This window comes from uncultured Aquimarina sp. (genome assembly GCF_947500065.1).
In the GTDB taxonomy this organism is placed as follows: Bacteria; Bacteroidota; Bacteroidia; order Flavobacteriales; family Flavobacteriaceae; genus Aquimarina.
Genome location: NZ_CANMQT010000002.1, coordinates 137165 through 160364, shown reverse-complemented (window position 1 = coordinate 160364; position 23200 = coordinate 137165). Strand labels below are relative to the sequence as shown.

General features: G+C 35.7%; 17 protein-coding genes. 15 read left to right on the top strand and 2 right to left on the bottom strand.

The genetic code is table 11. The features are described 5' to 3' along the window. Positions 1 to 75: 75 nt before the first annotated feature. The 15 genes from Q0975_RS06270 (at position 76) to Q0975_RS06200 (ending at position 20958) form a co-directional block, all read left to right on the top strand. Positions 76 to 3138, top strand: a complete 3063-nt coding sequence (locus Q0975_RS06270; RefSeq protein ID WP_299434485.1) for a TonB-dependent receptor — start codon at positions 76 to 78, stop codon at positions 3136 to 3138. A 4-nt stretch (positions 3139 to 3142) separates the two neighbouring features. Beyond that, entirely contained in the window at positions 3143 to 4717 is a 1575-nt protein-coding gene (locus Q0975_RS06265) for a RagB/SusD family nutrient uptake outer membrane protein (RefSeq protein ID WP_299434483.1), read from the top strand. 21 nt (positions 4718 to 4738) lie between these two features. Then, positions 4739 to 6166: a hypothetical protein gene (locus tag Q0975_RS06260; RefSeq protein WP_299434481.1), complete on the top strand. Its 1428-nt coding sequence runs from the start codon at positions 4739 to 4741 to the stop codon at positions 6164 to 6166. Between the two features lie 47 nt (positions 6167 to 6213). After that, positions 6214 to 7191, top strand: a complete 978-nt coding sequence (locus Q0975_RS06255; RefSeq protein ID WP_299434479.1) for a glycoside hydrolase family 16 protein — start codon at positions 6214 to 6216, stop codon at positions 7189 to 7191. Between the two features lie 230 nt (positions 7192 to 7421). Then, on the top strand, positions 7422 to 8909 hold the full coding sequence (locus Q0975_RS06250) for an FGGY family carbohydrate kinase (RefSeq protein WP_299434477.1): 1488 nt from the start codon (positions 7422 to 7424) through the stop codon (positions 8907 to 8909). A gap of 7 nt (positions 8910 to 8916) precedes the next feature. Beyond that, positions 8917 to 10242, top strand: a complete 1326-nt coding sequence (gene xylA / locus Q0975_RS06245; RefSeq protein WP_299434476.1) for a xylose isomerase — start codon at positions 8917 to 8919, stop codon at positions 10240 to 10242. Positions 10243 to 10253: 11 nt separating this feature from the next. Continuing rightward, the gene (locus Q0975_RS06240; protein ID WP_299434474.1) at positions 10254 to 11870 is read left to right on the top strand and encodes a sodium:solute symporter; all 1617 of its coding nucleotides are present in this window, start codon (positions 10254 to 10256) and stop codon (positions 11868 to 11870) included. Positions 11871 to 11881: 11 nt separating this feature from the next. Further along, a complete protein-coding gene (gene fsa, locus Q0975_RS06235; RefSeq protein ID WP_299434472.1) occupies positions 11882 to 12538 on the top strand; it encodes a fructose-6-phosphate aldolase in 657 nt (218 codons plus the stop codon). A 29-nt stretch (positions 12539 to 12567) separates the two neighbouring features. Further along, the gene (locus Q0975_RS06230) at positions 12568 to 13269 is read left to right on the top strand and encodes a phytanoyl-CoA dioxygenase family protein (protein ID WP_299434470.1); all 702 of its coding nucleotides are present in this window, start codon (positions 12568 to 12570) and stop codon (positions 13267 to 13269) included. After that, positions 13270 to 14616 (top strand): glycoside hydrolase family 2 TIM barrel-domain containing protein, encoded by a 1347-nt coding sequence (locus tag Q0975_RS06225; RefSeq protein ID WP_299434468.1) that lies wholly within the window; start codon positions 13270 to 13272, stop codon positions 14614 to 14616. Next, complete coding sequence (locus tag Q0975_RS06220) at positions 14616 to 15599, top strand: Gfo/Idh/MocA family oxidoreductase (protein WP_299434466.1); 984 nt, start codon at positions 14616 to 14618, stop codon at positions 15597 to 15599. Before Q0975_RS06225 ends, Q0975_RS06220 begins: the two co-directional genes overlap by 1 nt. 15 nt (positions 15600 to 15614) lie before the next feature. After that, a complete protein-coding gene (locus Q0975_RS06215) occupies positions 15615 to 17150 on the top strand; it encodes a sugar porter family MFS transporter (RefSeq protein ID WP_299434464.1) in 1536 nt (511 codons plus the stop codon). Next, entirely contained in the window at positions 17150 to 18757 is a 1608-nt protein-coding gene (locus tag Q0975_RS06210) for a glycoside hydrolase family 43 protein (protein WP_299434462.1), read from the top strand. Before Q0975_RS06215 ends, Q0975_RS06210 begins: the two co-directional genes overlap by 1 nt. Positions 18758 to 18759: 2 nt before the next feature. Next, a complete protein-coding gene (locus Q0975_RS06205) occupies positions 18760 to 19905 on the top strand; it encodes a glycosyl hydrolase (RefSeq protein ID WP_299434460.1) in 1146 nt (381 codons plus the stop codon). Positions 19906 to 19917: 12 nt separating this feature from the next. After that, positions 19918 to 20958: an aldose epimerase family protein gene (locus Q0975_RS06200; RefSeq protein ID WP_299434458.1), complete on the top strand. Its 1041-nt coding sequence runs from the start codon at positions 19918 to 19920 to the stop codon at positions 20956 to 20958. Here Q0975_RS06200 and Q0975_RS06195 read toward each other — a convergent pair. Next, positions 20955 to 21989 carry a LacI family DNA-binding transcriptional regulator gene (locus tag Q0975_RS06195; RefSeq protein ID WP_299434456.1) on the bottom strand — a complete coding sequence of 345 codons (1035 nt, stop codon included), beginning with the start codon at positions 21987 to 21989 and terminating at the stop codon, positions 20955 to 20957. The genes Q0975_RS06200 and Q0975_RS06195 overlap by 4 nt on opposite strands. Before the next feature lie 153 nt (positions 21990 to 22142). After that, positions 22143 to 23177, bottom strand: coding sequence for a hypothetical protein (locus Q0975_RS06190; RefSeq protein ID WP_299434454.1), 1035 nt, complete (start codon positions 23175 to 23177; stop codon positions 22143 to 22145). Positions 23178 to 23200 lie beyond the last annotated feature (23 nt).

The following is a 23200-nucleotide window of genomic DNA, read 5'->3' as shown; positions in this document are numbered from 1 at the left end:
TGAGGTTCGATAAAAATTAATTTAGAACAATCAAAATTCACAAAACAATCAAATTAATAATTTAAAACAGTCAGTATGAAAAATAACTTACTAAAGGTTCTTTTTATAGGAATCGTTTTGATGGTAAGTAACACTTATTCACAAAGTGTTTCGGGGATAGTTACTGGAGAAGATGGGATTCCGGTTCCAGGAGTAAATGTTATTATTAAGGGAACCACTAACGGGACATCTACAGACTTTGATGGTAATTATACAGTTACCAACGTACCTGAGGATGCAATTTTAGTTTTTAGTTACTTAGGATTTCTAACTCAAGAAGTTTCTGTATCAAAACAAGCAGTTATAAATGTTTCTTTAATTGCAGATACTCAAGCATTAGATGAAGTCGTAATCGTAGGATATGGTCAGACTCAGAATAGAAAAACATTGACCACAGCTATAGCTACAGTTGATGTTGAGGTCTTAAGGCAATTACCTATATCACAGGCAGAAGCTGCTTTACAAGGAACAGTACCAGGGGTTGTTGTACAACAAAATTCAGGATCTCCAGGTTCTCCTCAAACCGTGAGGGTAAGAGGAGTTGGTACTCCTAATAACTCAAATCCATTGTATATAGTGGATGGGATTCAAGTTCCGAATTTGACATTTCTTAATCCTAATGATATAAAGTCTCAAACGGTTCTCAAAGATGCTGCGTCCAGTGCTATTTATGGTTCTAGAGGTGGTAACGGAGTAGTTTTGATAGAAACTTTAGGGGGCAAAAAGAACAGATTAAAACCAGAAGTATCGATTCGTGGGTATTATGGTATCCAAAGTCTGGCAAACCAACCTGATTTAATGAATCGAGATGAATATGTACAATATTATAATGCAGGTGTTGCGGCTGCAGGAGGAAACTTAGCTGCAGGTTTTAGAGGGGCATTCACGGATGCTGAACGTCAGGCTTTACCGGATACAGATTGGTACGATGTGTTATTTGATGATGCACCCATTCAGGACATTTATGCTTCGATAGTAGGAGGAGGAGAAAGAATTTCATATGCCGTTTCTGGAGGGTATTTTGGCCAAGAAGGTATACTTGGAGGAGATAACAAAGCAGAATTTAATAGAAGAAATATTAGAGGAGCCCTTGATGGAGATATAACCGATCACCTTAGTTTCAATATCGTGGCACAATATCAAAATCAAGAACGGTTTAATGTATCCCAGAATAATGGTGGTGCCGGTGTAGGTATTAGTAGTTTTATCAATGCATTGCCTCCAATTTATCCAGCGTTTGATGATCAGGGTAATTTTTTCAATCCTGGCTTACAAAACAGTAGGCCAACTGCAAACGGTGTACCTCTGAATAGCTTAGGTGCAGTACAAAATCCACTTTTTTCACTTGCCTTATTAGATTCACAAACAGTACAGAATATTCTTAACCTATCCGTTTCATTAGAGTGGAGGCCGATTGATAATTTGAAGCTTAAAGGTAATTATGGAGCATTTAGTGCATCTATTTTTAATAGATCTTTTCTACCAGTAATATTCCAACCAAATCAGGAATACGATACAACAAGCAATGTTTTTTATCAAGAAGTATTGAATAATACTATTACAAGGCAATATGGTGGAACCGCAGAGTATTCTTTTGCAAAACTAGCAGAGCAATATCATAATTTAAGTATTCTTGGTGGTTATGAAATCGTAGATACAAGATTTGATGGAGGACCCACAGTACGAACTCCAGGACCTTTTTTTGTAAATGATTTTGAGAGTGTTAATTTCGGATTATCTGTTTCGAATAATGCTGATGCAGTAGTGACAGCGGGATCATCTATACCTTTAGGGTTAGAATCTTATTTTGGAAAAATAGATTATAACTATAATGATAAATACCTACTTAGCGCAGTTCTTAGAAATGATAAATCATCTAATTTCGGACCTAATGAGCGTTCAGGATGGTTTCCGGCTTTATCAGCTGGTTGGGTTATTTCTGAAGAACGTTTCCTACAAGATAATGAGTACCTGAACCTTTTCAAGATTAGAGGAAGTTGGGGTATCAGTGGTAACGACGGATCTCCCAGAGCATTAGCATATAAGTCTTCTGTGAACAATCGAGTTAATTATGCCGGACAACCAGCGATTGTCTTAACAGGGTTATCTAACCCAGATTTAAAATGGGAAGAAATTGAACAACTTAATATAGGTTTAGATATTAATGCATTTAATAACAAACTGAACTTTACAGCAGATTATTATACAAAAGAAACTAGTGACATATTATTACAGGCAACAACACCATTAACATCTGGAGTGAATCCTTCAGTAGAAAATACAGGAGATATTGAGAATCGAGGTTTTGAGTTTATACTTTCCTGGAGTGATACATATTCTAAAGGGTTTTCTTGGAATGTTAATTTTAATTTAGGGTTTAACGAGAATGAAGTAACCAGTTTAGGAGAGACTTCTTTTATAGATGCTGCCGCAATACAACCACAATTTCAAGGGTTTGCATCCAGAACGAGAGTAGGAGATCCTATTGCCAGCTTTTTCGGTTTTGTTGTTGAAGGAAGAGATGCCGTGGGTAATCTTGTCTTTGCTGATTTAGATAATAGTGGAAATAATAAATTAACACCAGATTCGGGTGATAGAACAATCATAGGGGATCCGAATCCTGATTTTACTTTTGGTTTTAGTTTAGGATTTGACTATAAGGGATTTGATTTCTCTGCATTCATGTCAGGAACTGCAGGGAATGATATTTTTGATGCTACAATTCGATATGATGCCGTAGGTACCAATAGGCCGTCATCTTATGTCGAAGAATCTGTTACTCCAAGAAATATAGCAGTGACCACTTCAACTAATGGAGAGCAATTAATATCTGATTTTCATGTAAAGGACGGCACATATGCAAAGCTAAAAAATGTGACTTTAGGATATACTATTCCTGAAGTAGCAGCTAAATCTATAGGCGCTTCATCCGTACGAATTTATGTTTCGGGTCAAAACTTATTGACCTTAACAGAGTATTCTGGATTAGACCCTGAAATTGGACAGAATAACTCAAACAGTCCTTTGAACATAGGAATTGACCAAGGTTTTTTTCCACAATCACGTAATTTTTTACTAGGGTTTAATTTTAATTTTTAAGACAATGAAAACATTAAAATATATTTTAACAAAGAGAGCGAAACAGAGTTTTACGTTACTTTTTAGTGGAGCAATATTATTGTCTTCTTGTTCTGAGGACATATTAGATAAGGAACCAATAACCGAAATTGTTCTGGATACAGCTTTTAATACAGAGCAAGATGTAGTATATAGTCTTAATGGAGCCTACGATGCATTGCAATGGCAAAATGTAAGGGGAAACCAAACTTTTCCTCTTATGCAACAAGGGGTGAGAGCTGATGATTTACATTCTCAATCGGCCGCTTTCTGGCAGATAGGCGCGCAGTATGATCAATTTAATACGATTACACCAACTTTAGCATCTGTTGCATCACTATGGAGTAAATGGTATCAAGGTGTGGCAAGAGCAAATTTCACTATTCAATTGGCTGAAGAGTTTGATAAATTTGAAACTCCAGGATTGCAAGAACAGATTATTGCAGAAGCTAAGTTTTTAAGAGGCTTTTATTATTTTGAGTTAGTTCGCCTTTTTGGAGGAGTTCCTCTTTTTGATAAACCAATAATCTCTGCGGATCAAGAACAGTTTAAACCTAGATCTTCAGAACAAGAAGTATACGCATTTATTGAAGCTGATTTACAGAATGCTGGTACCGTTTTACCAATCGGAAGAGTTGGCCGAGTTGAAGGCGCTGCTACATCGGGTGCCGCACTTGCATTACTAACCAAGGTGTACTTGTATCAAGAAAAATGGGGTGATGCTGTTACTACTGCAGAAGAAGTAGTTAATCAAGGAGTATATAGTTTAGAAGAAAATTTCAGTGATAATTTTATTCAAACAAATGAATTTGGGAAAGAATCTATTTTTGAAATTAATTATGTAGATGGTCTATCTACGGTGGATTTTAATGATTCTTCACAATCGCAGGAAGGTTCAGGATCTTGGAAATGGAGTTTTCCTTTTCTACAGAGTTACAATTCATTTAACAATTTTATACCAAGACAGGAATTAGTTGACTTTTTTGATGATAGTGATCAAAGAAAGAATGCCACTTTTTTACTTCCTGGCCAGAGTACCAATTCTCCCGGTTTAGAAGCATTAGGATGGGATCCTGTGCCACCTAATTTTGGATATGCCATTGGAGTAAATACAGGTGCCAAAAAATACTTCTTAACTTTTGAAGAAGTACAAGAATTAACAACAGATTTCCAGTCACCTTTAAATGAAAAAATCATTAGATATGCCGATCTCTTATTGATGCATGCAGAAGCATCTCTTATGGGAGGTGGCGGAAATGGAGCAGCATCATTCCAACAAATAATTGATAGAGCTTATGGTCAAGGCAACTCTGCTGCACCAACATATACTTTACAAGGTGTTAGAGATGAAAGACGTAGGGAATTGGCAACCGAAGGATGGAATCGCTTTACGGATTTGGTACGTTGGGATAAAGCAGATGGAGGAGGAGTAATTGTATCAGCCCTTAGTGCAATTGGGAAGACTGATTTCTCAGCTCCAAGAGATTTGTTATTGCCTATTCCTCAGCAAGAAATAGATACGTATCCGATTGGAATGTTGGAACAGAACGAAGGTTATTAAATAATACTTAAGTATAGAAAAATGAAAAATACAGTTGATATAAAATCATTGATAAAAGCTGGAGTGTTACTAATGACTCTTGGACTTTTTATAGCAACCTCATCATGTGAGGAGGACACAGATTTCAATTTAGGTACTACTTTGCCTTCACATGGTGATGGTATTCAAAATCTTGATGAAGAAGGAATAGATTGTGGAGGAAGTAGTGGTGTCTCCTGCCCTAGCTGTAATGACGGGATACAAAATCAAGGAGAAGAAGGAGTAGATTGCGGAGGTCCTTGTGGAAATGAATGTCCCGAAGCAACACCAAGATTTGATGCTTTGGTAGGAACAGGATTGCCTTATTTTCATACATTTGAGTTAGAGGAGTCTTCCTTAAACTTAGGAATACCAAGTGATAACAGTGTTACGTTAGATTTTGGTATTGATGATCCTGCAGGTTCTGGAGAGATTGTCGGTAGATATACGCGTCCTGAAGGAAATATAGCGGATGGTTTTTCAGATTTTAAATTTGAAACCTTTCCTACAGTTATAGATTTTTCTGCATATAATAAATTCACCTTAGATGTTTTTATTCCTTCTAGTAATGCTTATGATACTAGTCTCCTTCCATTGGTTGAGGTAATTTTACTGGATTCTACTAACCCAACTTTTTGGGAAACCTGGACGATTCTTAGTCAAGAAGTTGACCCAGTAGATTTTGATTCTTGGGTAACCATAGGCCTTAATGGCGGTGATGCACTAGCGGCAGCGACAATTTATAATACTATAGCAATTAGAATTGGAGGGTCAAACCACCAAAATACTGCTACTTTTTATGTTAGAGATTTTCTTCCAACGACTAGTTTAGTAGTGCCTGGTACTCCAAGAGCAGATGCTTTGGCATCTAGTGGATTACCGAGATATTTTACGTTCGAAGCAGAAGATACTAGCTCAGGAATGAATCTAGAACCTAGAACCACAAATGCTGATGGTAGTCCTTATGGGCAAGGCGTTGATGTAACTTATGGTGCTTCAGACCCCGCCGGAAGTACTCAAGGTGTTGGAAGAGTATATAGACCAGATGATGGCCGATTTGGAGGTTTTGAAGACTTCAAGTTTCAACCTCAAAGTGAGTCTATTGATTTTTCAGAATATTTTAAATTCAGAGTAGACGTGTTCATTCCATTAGGACAGGATTTTTCAGGAGGATTAACACCAACTGTAGAATTAATTTTACACGATGATGATAATGAATTTTTTAACCGATGGACAGTAATTTCTCAAACTGTAGCCGAATTTGATACTTGGGTTACCTTAGAGTTCGATGGTACCGCTGCAGCTGCAGCAGGTTCTGGTACATTATTACCGGATAATTCAACATATACAGTATTTACATTACGTTTTGGAGGAAGCGGTCATACTGTTGCCGGTGAGTTTTATGTGAAAGATTTTATACCATTTCTATAAAATAATATTAAATGGGGGAAGAATTTCTTCTCCCATAACTTAATGCTATGATTATGATTAACAAGAAAATATATAGGTATTCTTTTATTATTTTAGGAGCGTTTTTGATGGCCTGTTCTTCAAGTGATGATGATGTGGTTCAACCACCAATTCAAGCAACTTGTAGTGATGGAATTCAAAATGGAGAAGAAACAGGAGTAGATTGCGGTGGAAGCAGTTGTTCTAGTTGTTCCATAGGAGTTGTAATCCCAACATCAGGATTTGATGCGCCTACTTCTTATGATGGATATAATATGGTGTTTAGCGATGAATTTAATGACGATGTATTGTCTCAGGATACATGGTCATTTCACTTAAGAGATGGTTGCCCTAATTTATGTGGTTGGGGGAACAGTGAACTTCAGTATTATACAGACAGTCCTAAGAATTTATTCTTTGAGGAAGGTAATTTGGTTATTGCAGCTATAAATGAAAACATTGGAGGGTTGAACTATACCTCTTCCAGAATTCATACAGATAATAAATTCGAGTTTCAGTACGGTAGGGTAGATATTAGAGCTAGTATGCCTTCTGCTACTGGTTCATGGGTGGCATTATGGCTTTTAAATCATAATTATACTATAGCTGATCCTAGTGCATGGTGGCCTAATGGTGGAGAAATAGATATTATGGAATATTTAGGAGAGGATCAGGCAGAAGTTTTTGGAACGGCTCATTATGGAAGCGATTTTAATAACCGTCAATTTAATTCTAAAAAATATCCTGCTCCTAATGAAAACTATGATAAGTCATATTATGTTTTTTCTATTATCTGGGAAGAAAATAAGATTACCTGGTTGGTGAATGATGTCGAATATCATACTATTACTCCAGCGCAAACAAATGGGCAGCCATATCCATTTAATGATGAGTTTTACTTGATAATGAATCTTTCTGTTGGAGGTAATTTACCTGTGAGTCCAATCGCTTCTGATTTTACTGATTTTTTAATAATTGATTATATCCGAGTGTATCAGAAAAATTAAAAGTATCCCCCAATATTTTTTAATATAAGTTAGTTTTTAATTGATTTTGAAGGTTTTTTCTCTAGGTTTTTAGAAATAACTTCTTTTTTAATCTTATCCGGCAATCTCAAAACTAAATTATTACAACTAATTACGAAAACTCAGTTTAGAGGTTTTCGATGATTTTATGGATAGAAATTTTATATCTGCTTTATAATTAGAACTTTTATCCCAAGCAAAAATTTATATTAATGTACTACATAGGATTTGACATAGGAAGTTCCTCTATAAAGGCTGCGTTGATTCACGCAGAAACAGGTAAATCTATTGCTTCTGTTAATGAACCAGAAGAAGAGATGGATATTATTTCAGTGGATAAGGAATGGGCAGAACAGAATCCAGAATTTTGGTGGAAATATGTCTGTAAAGCTTCAAAACGAATATTAAAAGAAAATACGATCAGTCCAGATCAGATCAAGGGTATAGGGATTTCGTATCAAATGCATGGTTTAGTACTGTTAGATCAAAACAGTGAACTCATCAGGAACTCTATAATTTGGTGTGATAGTAGAGCGGTAGCCATTGGTAATAAAGCGTTTCGTGAAATAGGAGAAGAAAAATGTATGACAAATTTGCTTAATTCTCCTGCTAATTTTACAGCGTCAAAGCTAAAATGGGTAAGAGATCATGAGCCCGAAAATTATAAAAGAATTCATAAATTTTTATTACCAGGAGACTATATTGCATATAAATTTACGGGAGTTGCAAATACTACAAAATCAGGCCTATCTGAAGCTACGTTGTGGGATTTTAAAGAAGAAAGACCTGCAAAATGGTTATTGAAGTATTATGATATCAGTTCAGAACTGATACCAGAAATAGTTCCTACTTTTTCACATCAAAGTGAATTGTCTTTTGAAGGAGCATATGAAAGCGGCTTAAAAGAAGGGATTCCTATTTTATATCGCGCGGGAGATCAGCCTAATAATGCATTGTCACTCAATGTGTTTAATGCCGGAGAAGTGGCAGCTACAGGAGGAACATCAGGTGTTATTTACGCGGTTACAGATAATCTTTCTGCCAAAGAAGGATTGAAGTTGAATAACTTTGCTCACGTAAACCATTCACAAACAACGACAAGCATAGGAAAGCTACTTTGCATTAACGGTGCTGGAATTCAATACCGATGGTTAAAAAATAATCTTAACCTCGAAACCAATTCCTACCAAACCATGAATTCCCATGCTTCAAAAGTTCCAGTTGGGTCTAATGACTTACAACTCATCCCTTTTGGAAATGGAGCAGAACGAATGTTTGATAACCAGATAATTGGAGCACATATATGCAATCTAAATCTAAATAAACATACCAAATCCCACATTTTTAGGGCAGCTTTAGAAGGAATTGCATTCTCATTTGTGTATGGAATGGAAATCTTGAAACGAGATGGTGTCAAAATTAAAGTAATACGCGCAGGTAATGATAATCTGTTTCGTTCAGAAATTTTTTCGAATACAGTTGCTACATTGATTAATCAGGAAATAGAAATTTACAATACTACTGGTGCTATTGGAGCAGCACGAGCGGCAGGATTAAGCGATGGTGCATTTAAAGATTTTGGTACAATGATTACCAAAAACGATCATGTAATGACATATCACCCGCTTCAAAATCAAGAAGATTATTTAGAAGCATATAAAAATTGGAAAAGAGAATTAAATAGAATTATAAAAAAATAAAGTACAGATGACTTTAATAGGAAATAAAGAATATTTTAAAGGAATTAACGATATAAAGTTTGAAGGAGCTGCTTCAGATAACCCTATGGCATTTAAGTATTATGATGCAGATAAAGTAGTTGCTGGCAAAACTATGAAAGAGCATTTTAAGTTTGCCATTGCATACTGGCATACCTTCTGTGGTACTGGTGCCGATCCCTTTGGTCCTGGGACATTAAATTATACTTGGGATAAATCTGCAGATGCAATTATCGCTGCAAAAGAAAAAGCTGATGCTGCTTTTGAATTTATTACTAAAATGGGTTTCGATTACTTCTGCTTCCATGATTATGATCTAGTAAGAGAAGGAGCTACATTTTCTGAATCGGAAAAAAGATTATCAACTATTGTTGATTATATCAAAGAGAAACAACAAGCATCTGGTGTAAAACTTCTGTGGGGGACAGCCAATTGCTTTTCGAATCCTCGATATATGAATGGAGCAGCCACGAACCCAGATTTTAATGTCTTAGCCAGAGCAGGAGGACAGGTGAAACTGGCTTTGGATGCTACAATAGCGTTGAATGGTGGAAACTATGTGTTTTGGGGTGGTAGAGAAGGATATATGTCACTTCTTAATACCAATATGAAACGTGAATTGGATCACATGGCTAAATTCTTAACTACTGCTAGAGATTATGCAAGAAGGCAAGGCTTTAAAGGAACTTTCTTTATTGAACCTAAACCTATGGAACCAATGAAACATCAGTATGATTTTGATACGGCTACATCAATCGCATTCTTAAAAGAATATGGTTTAGATAAAGATTTCAAAATCAATATCGAAGTGAATCACGCAACATTAGCACAACATACCTTTCAGCATGAAATACAAGTTGCGGCAGATGCAGGAATGCTGGGTAGTATAGATGCCAATAGAGGTGATTACCAGAATGGATGGGATACAGATCAGTTTCCCAATAATATTGCGGAGGTTACTGAGGCCATGTTAGTATTTCTTAAATCAGGAGGGTTGCAAGGTGGTGGAGTTAATTTTGACGCTAAAGTGAGAAGAAACTCTACGGATATGGAGGATGTATTTCTTGCTCATATTGGTGGTGCAGATGTATTTGCGCGAGCACTAACCATAGCAGATAGAATTATTTCTTCATCTTCCTATGAAAGTTTAAGAGAGAAAAGGTATAGTTCTTTCGATACTGGAAATGGTAAAGCTTTTGAAGAAGGAAAACTAGACTTAAACAAGCTTTATGATATTGCTAAAGAAAATGGAGAATTAGAATTACAGAGTGGTAAGCAAGAATTATTCGAAAATATTATTAATCAATATATATAGGTCCTAAAAATATGCAATCAGTATTAGAATTTGGAGATTGGATTGTTTTAGCCCTCTATTTTTTAGCTTTAGTTGGGGTTGCTGTGTGGGTGATTCTTCAAAAGAACAAAAACACTGAAGATTATTTTCTCGCGGGTAGAAATGTAGGTTGGTTTGTTATAGGAGCATCGATCTTTGCCTCTAATATTGGTTCAGAACATGTTGTGGGATTGGCAGGAACCGGTGCAGAATCGGGTATGCCAATGGCGCATTATGAACTTCATGCTTGGATTGTATTGGTACTTGGTTGGTTATTTCTTCCATTCTATATGCGGAGCAAAGTTTTTACAATGCCAGAGTTTCTGGAGAAACGGTTTGATAGTCGATCTAGATGGTTTTTATCTGTTTTTTCATTAGTGGGTTATGTAATAACCAAAGTCTCGGTAACTATATATGCCGGAGGAGTAGTGGTTTCCGAATTAATTGGAATCCCATTTTGGTACGGAGCTATAGGGATTGTAATATTCACAGGGATTTATACTGTAGTAGGTGGTATGAAAGCTGTCATCTATACAGAAACATTACAAACAGTAATTCTTATTGCAGGATCCGTTATTATTACGTTTTTAGGGCTACAAGAAGTTGGTGGTTGGAGTACATTAAGAGAAACTGTAGGATCAAATCATTTTAATATGTGGAGACCAATGAATGATCCTGATTTTCCATGGACAGGATTGCTGTTTGGAGGTACTATTGTTGGGATTTGGTATTGGTGTACCGATCAATATATTGTACAACGCACGCTAGCAGCAAACAACATAAAAATAGGTAGAAGAGGAGCAATATTTGGCGCCTATCTTAAGATTTTACCGATTTTCATTTTTCTCATCCCAGGAATCATTGCATTTGCCCTTGCAAAGCAAGGTGTATTAACGTATGAAAAGGCAGATGAGGTTTTTCCTATATTAGTAAAAACATTATTACCCGTTGGATTAAAAGGACTCGTAGCGGGAGGATTAATGGCTGCACTAATGAGCTCATTGGCATCAGTATTCAATTCTTGTTCTACAATTTTTACAATTGATATTTATAAAAAAATTAAACCTTACACCTCAGAAAAGAAGTTACTTAATGTTGGAAAACTAGCTACAGTAGTTATGGTAGTAATGGGAATCATTTGGATACCTATCATGCAGAAAATTGGAGGAGGTGTTTTATACCAATATTTACAGAGTGTGCAATCGTATATCGCACCACCAATCACTGCTGTATTTTTGTTAGGAATATTATGGAAAAGAGTAAATGCTAAAGCAGCTATAATTACCTTGTTTTCGGGCTTGATTGTGGCAGCATGTAGAATTATAGCAGAGATATTTAAAGATGATTTGTCTGGCGTGGCATTTCAGTTTGCAACCATAAATTTTGCACATATGGCAATTTTTATGTTTGTTTTTTCGGTAATCTTATGTATTACTGTGAGCCTGCTGACTAACCCTCCTAGCTATGCAGCAATAGCTGGATTATCCTTCGGAACGTTAACCAAAGAACATAAACAAGAGAATAAAGAAAGTATTGAATTATCAGATATTATTTTATCTGTCTTATTGGTACTTATTATAATAACCATACTGTCCTATTTCGTAGGATAAAATTAGAGCATATGAAATTTTTTATTGATACAGCAAATTTAGATCAGATAAAAGAAGCGCAGTCATTAGGTGTATTAGATGGGGTAACTACGAATCCATCATTAATGGCAAAAGAAGGTGTTAATGGGAAAGAAAATATACTAAATCACTATCGCAATATTTGTGAAGTTGTCGAAGGAGATGTTTCTGCAGAGGTTATTGGAACTACCTTAGATGAAATGATTAGAGAAGGTGAAGAACTGGCTGCTTTGCATTCTCAAATTGTGGTAAAAATACCAATGATAAAAGATGGAATAAAAGCCATAAAATATTTTACAGATAAAGGAATCAAAACAAATTGTACGTTGGTTTTTTCCTGTGGACAAGCGTTGCTCGCTGCTAAAGCCGGAGCAACATACGTATCTCCATTTATAGGAAGATTGGATGATATTTCAACAGATGGTTTATTACTTATTAAGGAGATACGAAGCGTATATGATAACTATGGTTTTGAAACACAGATTCTTGCAGCATCGGTAAGACATACCATGCATGTTGTGAATTGCGCCAAAATAGGAGCAGATGTTATGACAGGTCCGCTTTCTGCAATAGAAGGGTTGCTAAAGCACCCATTAACCGATAGTGGTCTGAAGAAATTTTTGGAAGATGCACAATTGATGGAAGCATAGTTTTGAGGACGATAAAACTAAGAAATAATATGGATGAGGATTTAATAGTAGATGAATTTTGGGAAAATGGTTTCATAGTTTTTGAAAACTTTTTCAGTTCAGCATTAATGGATGCGTATAATACTAAGATACTCGATCATTATGGAGTGAATCCAGATTGGGAACATACCAACGAGTTTATTACAAAATCTGCCGTAGAAGTAATCCCTTGGTTTCCATATAGAGAAGGAAAACGAGATTTTGAAAGAATCAATAATGATAAGCATTTTAATTCGATTACCGATATTATTTTAAAAGACGGTTGGAACAATTTGTATTGTATGATGATGTTTTCTAAAGCAGGAAGTGTTGGTCAGGCATGGCATCAGGATTGTTCACCAGATGATGAAAGGTTATATAATCTTAATAGATTGGTATATACTCATGATATTACCGAAGAAACAGGAGGAGAAATTGTGATTTTTCCTAAAACCCATAAAGCAGGAATGCTCCCAGCAGGTATTCCTAATGAAGATATGGAGGGACAATTGGTATTTAGACCAAAAAAAGGAACCGTTATTTTTCTTCATGGACATTGCTGGCATAGGGTAATGCCTGTGAAAAAAGATAGGGTTTCATCTAATTTTAGAGCAGTTCCTGTAGGAACTCCAGAAGATATAACAGATATATGTATATACCGAAATATGCGCTATAGATTTTCAACAAGTGAAGTAATAGAAGAACGTAATTAAATGAGAAAGTACAGTTTGTTTTTAACTTTTATGAGTATTCTTTTTCTTTCTGTCAAAACAACAGCTCAGAAAAAAGACAAGAATTATGCTAAACCTTCTATGGTAGAAGTTAAAGAAGTTGACGGACAATATAATTTCTACGTCAATAATGAGAAATTTGAAATAAAAGGAGTAGGCATCAATTATGTTGATGGTCATGATTTTGAAGCTTTACATAAAGCTGGAGGAAATGCTTTTAGAACCTGGACAGTAAAAAATGCGGGAACAGAATTGGCTGCTGCCGAAAAGTACGGATTCATGGTAGCTATGGGAATTAGTATAGGGAAAGAACTTTACGGCTTTGATTATAACGATAGAAGAGCAGTTGCTAAGCAATTAAAAAAAGTAAAAGCCATTATAAAAAGATATAAGAATCATCCTAATGTATTGTGCTGGGTAGTGGGGAACGAATTGAATTTACTTTTTAATGAAAATGGTACACTACGGCCTGTAAATCCCAAAGTGTACGATGCAATGACAGACATAGTGGATTTCATACACAAAGAAGATCCCAATCACCCTGTTACTATGACGTTTGCTGGGGTTGTCAAGGAGCATTTAAAAGTAGCCCTAGAACGTTGCCCTCAGATTGATATTGTTTCGGTACAGGTATATGGCGATTTGGAAAATGTAGAAGAACGCATGAAGAATACTGGTATTCAAAAACCATATATGATCACAGAATTTGGCCCTATGGGATTCTGGGAAATGCCAAAAACAGCCTGGAATAGAGAAATTGAAGAAGTTAGTGGTCCGAAAGCTGATGGTATTTTACACAGGATACAAAAAGGATTGATTAACAATACTTCTGGTAAATGTTTAGGAGGATTTGCTTTCGAATGGGGGCAAAAACAAGAGCGTACGCCAACCTGGTACGGAATGTTTCATAAAGACGGAAGTCAAACAGAAACCATAGACAACTTAACTAAATTATGGACTGGGAAATATCCAGAAAACCGAGCGCCAAGAGTAGATTCATTGTGGCTTGATGGTAAAAAAGCAACTGACAATGTGTATCTAAAGGCAAATGAAACATATACCGCTCAAGTATTTGCTTCAGAACCGGATAATGATACTTTGGTTTACAAATGGATAATTAGAAAAGAAGTAGTTACTAGAAGCCAGGGAGGCGAGATAGAATTAGAACCACCTTATATAAATATTGAAGTTATTTCGGATCAAGAAGGCAAGTTCAGTTTTGTTGCACCCAAAGAAGGAGAATATAGAATTTTTGCCTATGTGTATGATAATAAAGGCAAAGCAGGAGGCGGTAATATTCCATTTATGGTAAAAAAAGAAATCGATTAATGACAGCGTTTAAAAAGGTAAAATGGGGGATAATAGGTTTGGGTAATATAGCACATCAATTTGCCCAAGATCTAACACTTGTATCTGATGCAGAAATAGTTGCGGTGGCTTCTAGAACAATAGACAAAGCTCAAAAATTTGCTAAACAATACGCTGTCAAAAAGAGTTATGGGTCGTATACAGAAGTAATGAAAGATCCTGATATTGATATTATTTATATTGCAACACCTCATGATTCTCACGCAAGCTTAACAATAAAATGTTTAGAACAAGGGAAACATGTGCTTTGTGAGAAACCTGTAGCACTCAATTTCAACGAGGCCTTGCAAATGGTAGAAACATCCAGGGCAAATAACAAGTTTTTTATGGAAGCCTTTTGGACACGTTTTAACCCTTCGTTGCAAGAAGTATTACTGAAAATAAAGAGCGGAGAAGTCGGTGAAATAAAATATATTAATGCTGATTTTGCTTTTAATGTAGGGACACCATCAGAAAGAATGATCAATGTTCAAAATGGTGGAGGTTCTCTGTTAGATATGGGCGTATATCCATTGTTTTTGGCCTATGTAATTTTAGGATCTCCACATAAAGTGTTAGCTTCTGCTAATTTTTATGAATCAGGAGCAGACAAACAAACATCCATGATTTTACAGTATCAAAATGCTCAGGCAGTTTTGCATAGTAGTTTTGTTTCTCCTTCAAATATGGTAGCTACCATTAGTGGAGCCAAAGGAAGAATTTGCCTGAATTCTATCTGGCATGAGACGCAATCATATTCGGTTGTTAAAAACGATCAGGTGGTTGATTATCACTTTCCTACCAAAGGAAAGGGATTCACCTATGAAATAGAAGAATGTCATTTATGTATCAGAAATCAAAAAATAGAGAGTGAGATCTGGTCGCATCAAAATAGCTTGGATCTGATTAAAATAGTAGATGATGTTAGAGAACAAACAAAATTAAAATTTCCAAAGGAAAAATAGAAACATAAATAGTATATGAAAAAATCAGTATTTGTAGCATTTGTAGTATCCTTAGGAGGTTTTTTGTTTGGCTTTGATGCCGGAATTATCTCTGGTGTCATGTCTTATGCAGGACCGGAATTCAATTTAGACGATATGCAAGTGGGATGGGCAGTAAGTTCACCTTCGTTCATGGCAATGTTTGCGATGCTATTTGCTGGCCCTTTAAGTGATTATATTGGTAGAAAAAGAATACTCATTGTAGTAGCTTTTTTATATGCGCTATCGGCAATTTTATCTGCCTACGCTGTATCCTATGAAATGTTATACATCGCTCGTATGATAGGAGGATTAGCTTTTGGAGCAGCACTTATTTTAGCACCCATATATATCGCAGAAATCTCAACTTCTGATAATAGAGGAAAACTGGTGTCCATACAGCAATTAAATATAGTACTAGGTTTTTTTGCAGCATTTTTGAGTAATTACTATTTCAATAGCGCCAATTCTGGGGAAAGTACCTTCTTAACAGATGAAAATGTATGGAGATGGATGCTAGGCGTAGAGTTAATTCCTGCCATTCTTTATTTCTTATTGATGTTTTTTGTGCCTAAAGGACCCAGATGGTTGTATTTGAAAGGAAAAACTTCTGAAGCAGAAAAAGTCCTTATGGATTTACACGGTAAAGCGAAAGCAGAAATTGAAATTAATTCAATCAAAAATTTTATTAATGAACAGAAAAATAAACCTAAGGTTACCTTGAAAGAGTTCTTAAAACCAGCCTTACGATTTATAGTTATTGTGGGTTTGATCATAGGAATTTTGCAACAAGTAACAGGAATAAATGCAATATATTTTTATGCTACATCTATATTTAAACAAACGGGAATAGGAACCGATGCATCCTTTGCCTCTGGGATATTATTAAGCTTAACAACAGTGATCTTTACAATAGTTGCTATCTTCTTAATTGATAAATTAGGAAGACGACCTTTAATGCTAATAGGTATAGCAGGAATAGCCGTTAGCTTGCTACTTTGCGCCTATGGCTTCAATCAAGCAACTTATCAATTGTCATCAGAAGAAATTGAACAGTTTGAATTTATTGATAAAACAAAACTAGAAAACTTTGCAGGAAAGGTTTACGATAATGATTTGGAATTCAAAAATGATATGAAATCTGCTTTGGGTTCTCAGTTGTATGGCAAAAATGAAGGAGCTATTTTAGAAGCAGCCACCACGATGAATGCCACTTTGGTATTGATAGGTATTCTAGGCTTCATTGCATGTTTTGCATTTTCATTGGGACCTGTAATGTGGGTGATGCTATCAGAATTATATCCAAGTAAATATAAGGGACTGGCAATTGGTATTATTGGCTTTGTAAATGGATTTGCAAGTTGGGTAGTTCAGCAGATATTTCCCTGGGAGTTATCAAATTTGGGTAATGCAATGAGTTTCTTCATTTTCGGAGCAATAGCACTTGTTGGATTCTTCATGTTATTCAAAATTTTACCAGAAACTAAAGGAAAATCATTAGAACAACTAGAAAAAGAACTGATCAGAAACTAATGAATACTATTCAAAATCCAATATTAAGAGGTTTTAATCCCGATCCTTCGATTATACGAGTAGGAGCGGATTATTATATTGCCACATCAACTTTCGAATGGTTTCCCGGAGTGCAAATACACCATTCCAAAGATCTTAAAAACTGGAAAGTAATTGCACAACCACTTCATAGAATATCTCAATTAGATATGAAAGGTAACCCAGATTCCTGTGGGATATGGGCACCTTGTCTATCGTATGATAAGGGTGTGTTTTATTTAGTATATTCTAACGTCAAGTCCTTTGACGGAGTTTGGAAAGATACTCCCAATTATTTGGTGACCACAGAAGATATTACTGGTGAATGGTCAGATCCGATTTACCTAAGCTCCAGAGGGTTTGATGGATCCATGTTTCATGATAGTGATGGAAAAAAATATTTCCTCAATATGCTTGTTGATCATAGACAACACAAGTTTTTTGGTGGAATAGAATTACAAGAATATGATCCTGTTCAAAAGCAACTAGTAGGTGAGGCGCATTATATACATCCAGGATCATCTTTGGGGTGTACTGAAGGACCTCATCTCTTTAAAAAAGATGGATATTATTATTTGATTTTGGCTGAAGGAGGTACTGAATATGGTCATACAGTATCTATAGCCAGATCAATGTCTTTATTTGGTCCTTATGAGCTACATCCTGATACCTCGATTGTGACTTGTAGGGAAAATAAAAAACACGCACTCCAGAAAGCGGGACATGGTGATTTTGTGCAAACAATAGATGGAAAATGGTATGTAGTTTTTCTGGTTGGAAGACCCTTGTCAGAACAAGGTAGATGTATTTTAGGAAGAGAAACTGCCATTGAAGAAATAGCATGGAAATCGGATGGTTGGCCTTATCTAAAAAACGGGTCACAATTACCCAGATTAGAAGTTCCTGGACCAGATGTTGAAGAATATCGGTTCGAAAAGTCGCCAATTAGAGATAATTTCGATTCAGAGGAACTTCGTATAGATTTTCAATCCTTACGAATTCCTAAAGACGAGAGTTGGGTTTCACTTTGTGAAAGAAAAGGTTTCCTTCGTCTTAAAGGAAAAGAAAGTCTTACATCTACTCATACACAAGTACTAGTAGCGAGAAGAGTACAACACTTTCAAATAGAGGCCTCAACTTCTTTAGAATTTAACCCGAAAACCATTCTTGAAATGGCGGGACTTGTATTTTATTATAACACGGGACATTACCATTACCTGCATGTAACTTCAAATTATGAGGGAACCAAAAAAATACTCAAAATCATCTCCTCAGATCATTTTGAAATGATTGAACAAGAACAAGAAATAGATATTACTGATCAAAAAAGTATTGTTTTAAAAGGAGTTTTAGATTATGATCAGCTTCAGTTTTATTATAGTCTTGATCAAGAAGCTAATTTTAGCCCTATAGGAGCAGTATTAGATGCTAGTATACTATCAGATGATTATGTCAGAGAGGGAGACGAACGATATAGGCCTGCGTTTACAGGAATGTTTGTAGGGATGTGTTGTCAGGACTTGGCTTACAATAGAAAACATGCAGATTTTGATTGGTTTGAATATAAAGAGATAAACAAAAATAAATGATTATGTATAAAAAGATAGTACTGTTGTTATGTGCTTATGTTTTTTTGAGCTGCAATCAGAAACAAGCAAACAAAGAAACCCAGGAAGTAGTTGCAAATAAGGAAGAAACGACAACCAAAAAAAAGCTAGCTAAGTTCGAACCAGCAGAAGGAGAAGTGCTGCTTTTTGTTGGCCAGGAATTAGAAGCTGTAGGTGGTTTAGAGGAATACAACGATGGTTACCTTGATCATTTTGATAAACCTGCCGGTTGGACTACTTATACCAATATTAATCCAGGAGAAAATTCTTTCGGAAGAACACAGAAAGGTTTGGATGGTATATGGGAAACAGATGATTGGGGAGATAATGATTATAACGTTAGTATGCAATTAGAAGATGAGGATTACAAAAATATGGCACTTGCCATAGGACTTCAATTTGTGAATCATGAGGAAAAAGTAGCTGATGGAACTCATGATGATTATATCAATAAACTAGCTGATTTCTTATTGTCACTAGGTAGAAGACCTGTATTCTTGCGTATTGCTTATGAGTTTGATGGGGATCCTTGGAATCACTATGATCAAAAAAGTACAATAACGGCATATAAAAGAATGGTAGATATGATTCGAGCAAAAGGAGTTACAAATACTGCTTTTGTATGGCAATCTACAGGATTTATGTCTCCAGAAGCAGGACAATTAGAATCTTGGTATCCTGGTGATGATTATGTAGACTGGTTAGGTTTTTCATTTTTTAACCGTTGGGAAGATCAAAAAATGATTGCCTTTGCGCGAAAAAAAGGAAAACCAGTGTTTATTGCGGAAGCTTCACCAACAATTTCAGCTCCCGATGCGAAAACAACGGGAAATACCATCGAGACGCAATTAAGTAATCCCGAACAAGCTGAAGAAGCCTGGCAAAAATGGTTTATTCCATTTTTTAAAACTATTGATGAAAATCAGGATGTGGTAAAGGCAGTTCATTATATAAACTGCCATTGGGATGCTCATCGTATGTGGTTTGATAATCCAACATTTAAGAATATTGATGCTCGATTGCATCTTAGCGACTCCATCAGTAAACGATGGAGAAAAATTACATCACACCCGAAATATATCAAATCTTATCCAGGACTATACGATAAACTCTGGCACAAGAATAAATAAAGAAATTCAATATTGAAGACACTAAAAAGAAAGATCAAGCAAAAATCATTTGGTTTTTATAATCAAAAAGAACTATTAGTTTTATCAGTACAAAATGATAATGGAATGCGATTGCGTATTACTAATTTTGCAGCTACGCTTATGAGCCTGGATGTCCCTGACGTATCGGGAAACTTCACCAATGTTGTCGTTGGTTTTGATTCACTAGAGGACTATATGGAAAAATCAAAAACCAAAGAATCAAAATTTCTTGGTGCCTCCATAGGAAGATATGCCGGAAGAATCTCGAACAAAAAAGTAAAAATAACTAATAAAGAATATCCTTTGTATCATGAAAACGGAGTACACCTACATGGCGGGAAAAATGGTTTTGATGAAAAAATGTGGGACATAGATTATATCAATGAAGATGATTTGTCGGTCTCTCTTTCATACCTAAGTGAAGATATGGAAGAAGGATATCCCGGAAACCTTCAAGTAAAAGTAACCTATCAATTGACTAATGATAACAAATTAAAAATTACATATCAAGCAATCTCAGATAAAGATACAGTAGTTAACCTTACTAATCATGCCTATTATAATCTAAATGGCTCAGGTACAATTATAGATCATTCACTTCAATTAAATTGTTCAAAGTATCTAAATCTATATCAAAATCAGTTACCAACAGGTGAAATAAAACCTGTAATAGATACAAAATTTAACTTTCTTGAAACTTCAAATTTAAAACACTTGGATAGAGAAGGAATACTTGATGATACGTTGATTTTTGAGCCTGAAAGCGAAGTGAAAGCAACCTTTATTTCAAAAGAAAGTGGTTTAAAAATGGAAATGCGCACCAATCAGCCAGCAGCAGTTGTATATACTCCCGAAAGGTTTCCAAATTGGAACTTTAGAAAAGATGCGAAATATGATAAATTTCCGGCAATATGTTTCGAAGCACAAAACTATCCGGATGCACCAAATCATACTAATTTTCCATCTTCCATTTTAAAAGCAGGGAAATATTATAAGAACGAGATTGAGTTTGCTTTTAGCACTATAGGTTAGTAGGGAAGAGGTTTTGTTGTTTCACGTTCAATGAGATTAGTTTTAATTACTTTGGTAGTATGCGAGGTTTCAGAATTTTCGTTTTCAAGTCGCTCTATAAGCATTTTTGTTGCAGTTTCCCCTAGATAGATCCCATGTTGACTTACAGTGGTAATCGCAGGAGTCACATGTCTTGGTAGAACTCCATTCGTAAAACCAATGATTGAAATGTCTTCTGGTATCTTATATCCCTTAGAGAGCACCATTCTCAGTGTACTTACTGCAGAATCTTCTTCTAGACATAACATAGCATCTACCTTTTTTGAATCTAATACTATTTTTAGTGAGGTATCGATATCATGAAATTCATCAATCTTTAAAATTAAGGATTCATCTATTGGAATACCAGCTTCCTCAAGCGCTTTTTTGTACCCTTCCAAGCGTAGCTTTCCTACACTAAGGTTATCTATAGTAGATACAATCGCAATATTTTTACAACCTGTTTCAATGAAATAGTTCGTAGCATTATAGGCTCCCTCTTTGTCATTTACAATGACTTTATCGCATTCAATTTGATCTATTACCCGATCAAACATCACTATAGGAATACCTTGGTTTATGGCGTTTTGAAAATGGCTGAACTTTTGTTTTATCTGTGTTTCTTCTGCTATAGAAAGAATAAATCCGTCCAAAGCAGAATTTTTAAGAAGTTCCATCGCACTTACTTCTTTTTCATAAGATTCATTCGAAATACAGGTGATAAGGTTGTACCCTTTTTCGGTAGCAACTTTTTCGATCCCAACAAATACTTTAGTAAAGAAATGATTTAGAATATTAGGTATAATAACGCCAATGGTTTTCGTTTTTCGGTTTTGTAGGTTTAGGGCAATGCTGTTAGGTTTGTAGTGATGCTCTTTTGCATATTGCTGTATTTTAGCCTTGGTTTTAGTACTTATTTCGTAACTATCATTTATGGCCTTGGATACCGTAGCTATCGATACATTAAATTCGTTAGCTATATCTTTTAACGTTATTCTTTTCTTCTTAGTCATTGTTTAAAATATGCCTTCAATTTATAAGAAAGGTTTGTAAATTCTATCGGAAAGCTAGAAAGAGTATAAGGGTTTGGTAAAAAAATACCAAACCCTTACAATCCACTTTAGGGCAAATCACAACGAATATGTTGCGAATAATTAAATGGGGAATTACTTGTTATTCGAATCATATCTTTTAGATGCAGCATTTACGCCAGGTTGCCATGTTCTGGTGAAATTTGCCATATTATCCTGAACACTTTGAGGCAAGTCTCCAGCATATTTATCTAAGGCACCATCACCCAGGTATAACCCTACGTATGCTAATACATCATCTGTTGCAAGTCCGCCATTAATAGTGAAAATAGGTTCTAAATTTAATACTTGACGTGGGTCAGAACCTTTAGCTTGACTAGCTTCATTTCTTGTTAAAATACCGTCATTATTGGTGTCCAGTAAATCTGCAAATTCTGTAGCATATTGATCCCCAGTTTTACCAGCAATATTAATACCTATAAACAGAGCTTTCATGTATATAATGAAGTCACTTTTGGTCATTGTAGGGTTGATAGAAGGTACGTTTCCTTGATAACCACTAGATTCAATAAATTGATTACTAATATTAATACCCAGATTTCTTTCGATATCTAAAACGGCTTCTTTTGTATTACACGGATTACTAACAATTCCTTTAGAACTGACAAATAAACCGTCGCTATTCATACATCCACTTCCATTGGCAACCACCACCACACAGGTAGTGTTATCGGGATTATAATTATAATCTCCGCAAGGTGTTCCTCCTCCATTATCTCCACCGCCGTCATTTCCACCACCGTCGTTTCCTCCTCCTGTATCATTACATCCACCTGCTTGTGCTTGGTTAGCATCTGTCCAGCACTGCCCACATGCAGCATAAGGATGTGAGGATGGACAGTTATTATTTTGGTCTCCATCACCATTATTTCCATCTCCGCCATTATTTCCATTACCAGTGTCGTTACATCCTCCTGATTGTGCCTGAGCGGCATCTGTCCAACAAGCACCACAGGCTTCGAAAGGATGTGAGTTAGGGCAACTTGCTTTGCCGTCTGGTGAGATGATTTTAGATACTGAAGTAGCTTGAGCAAATTCTTCATTTTCACAAGCTCCTAGGAAACCTAAAAATAGTGTTGCAAAAATAACTAGATTAAATACACGTTTCATGTCTATACAATTTTAATGTTTAC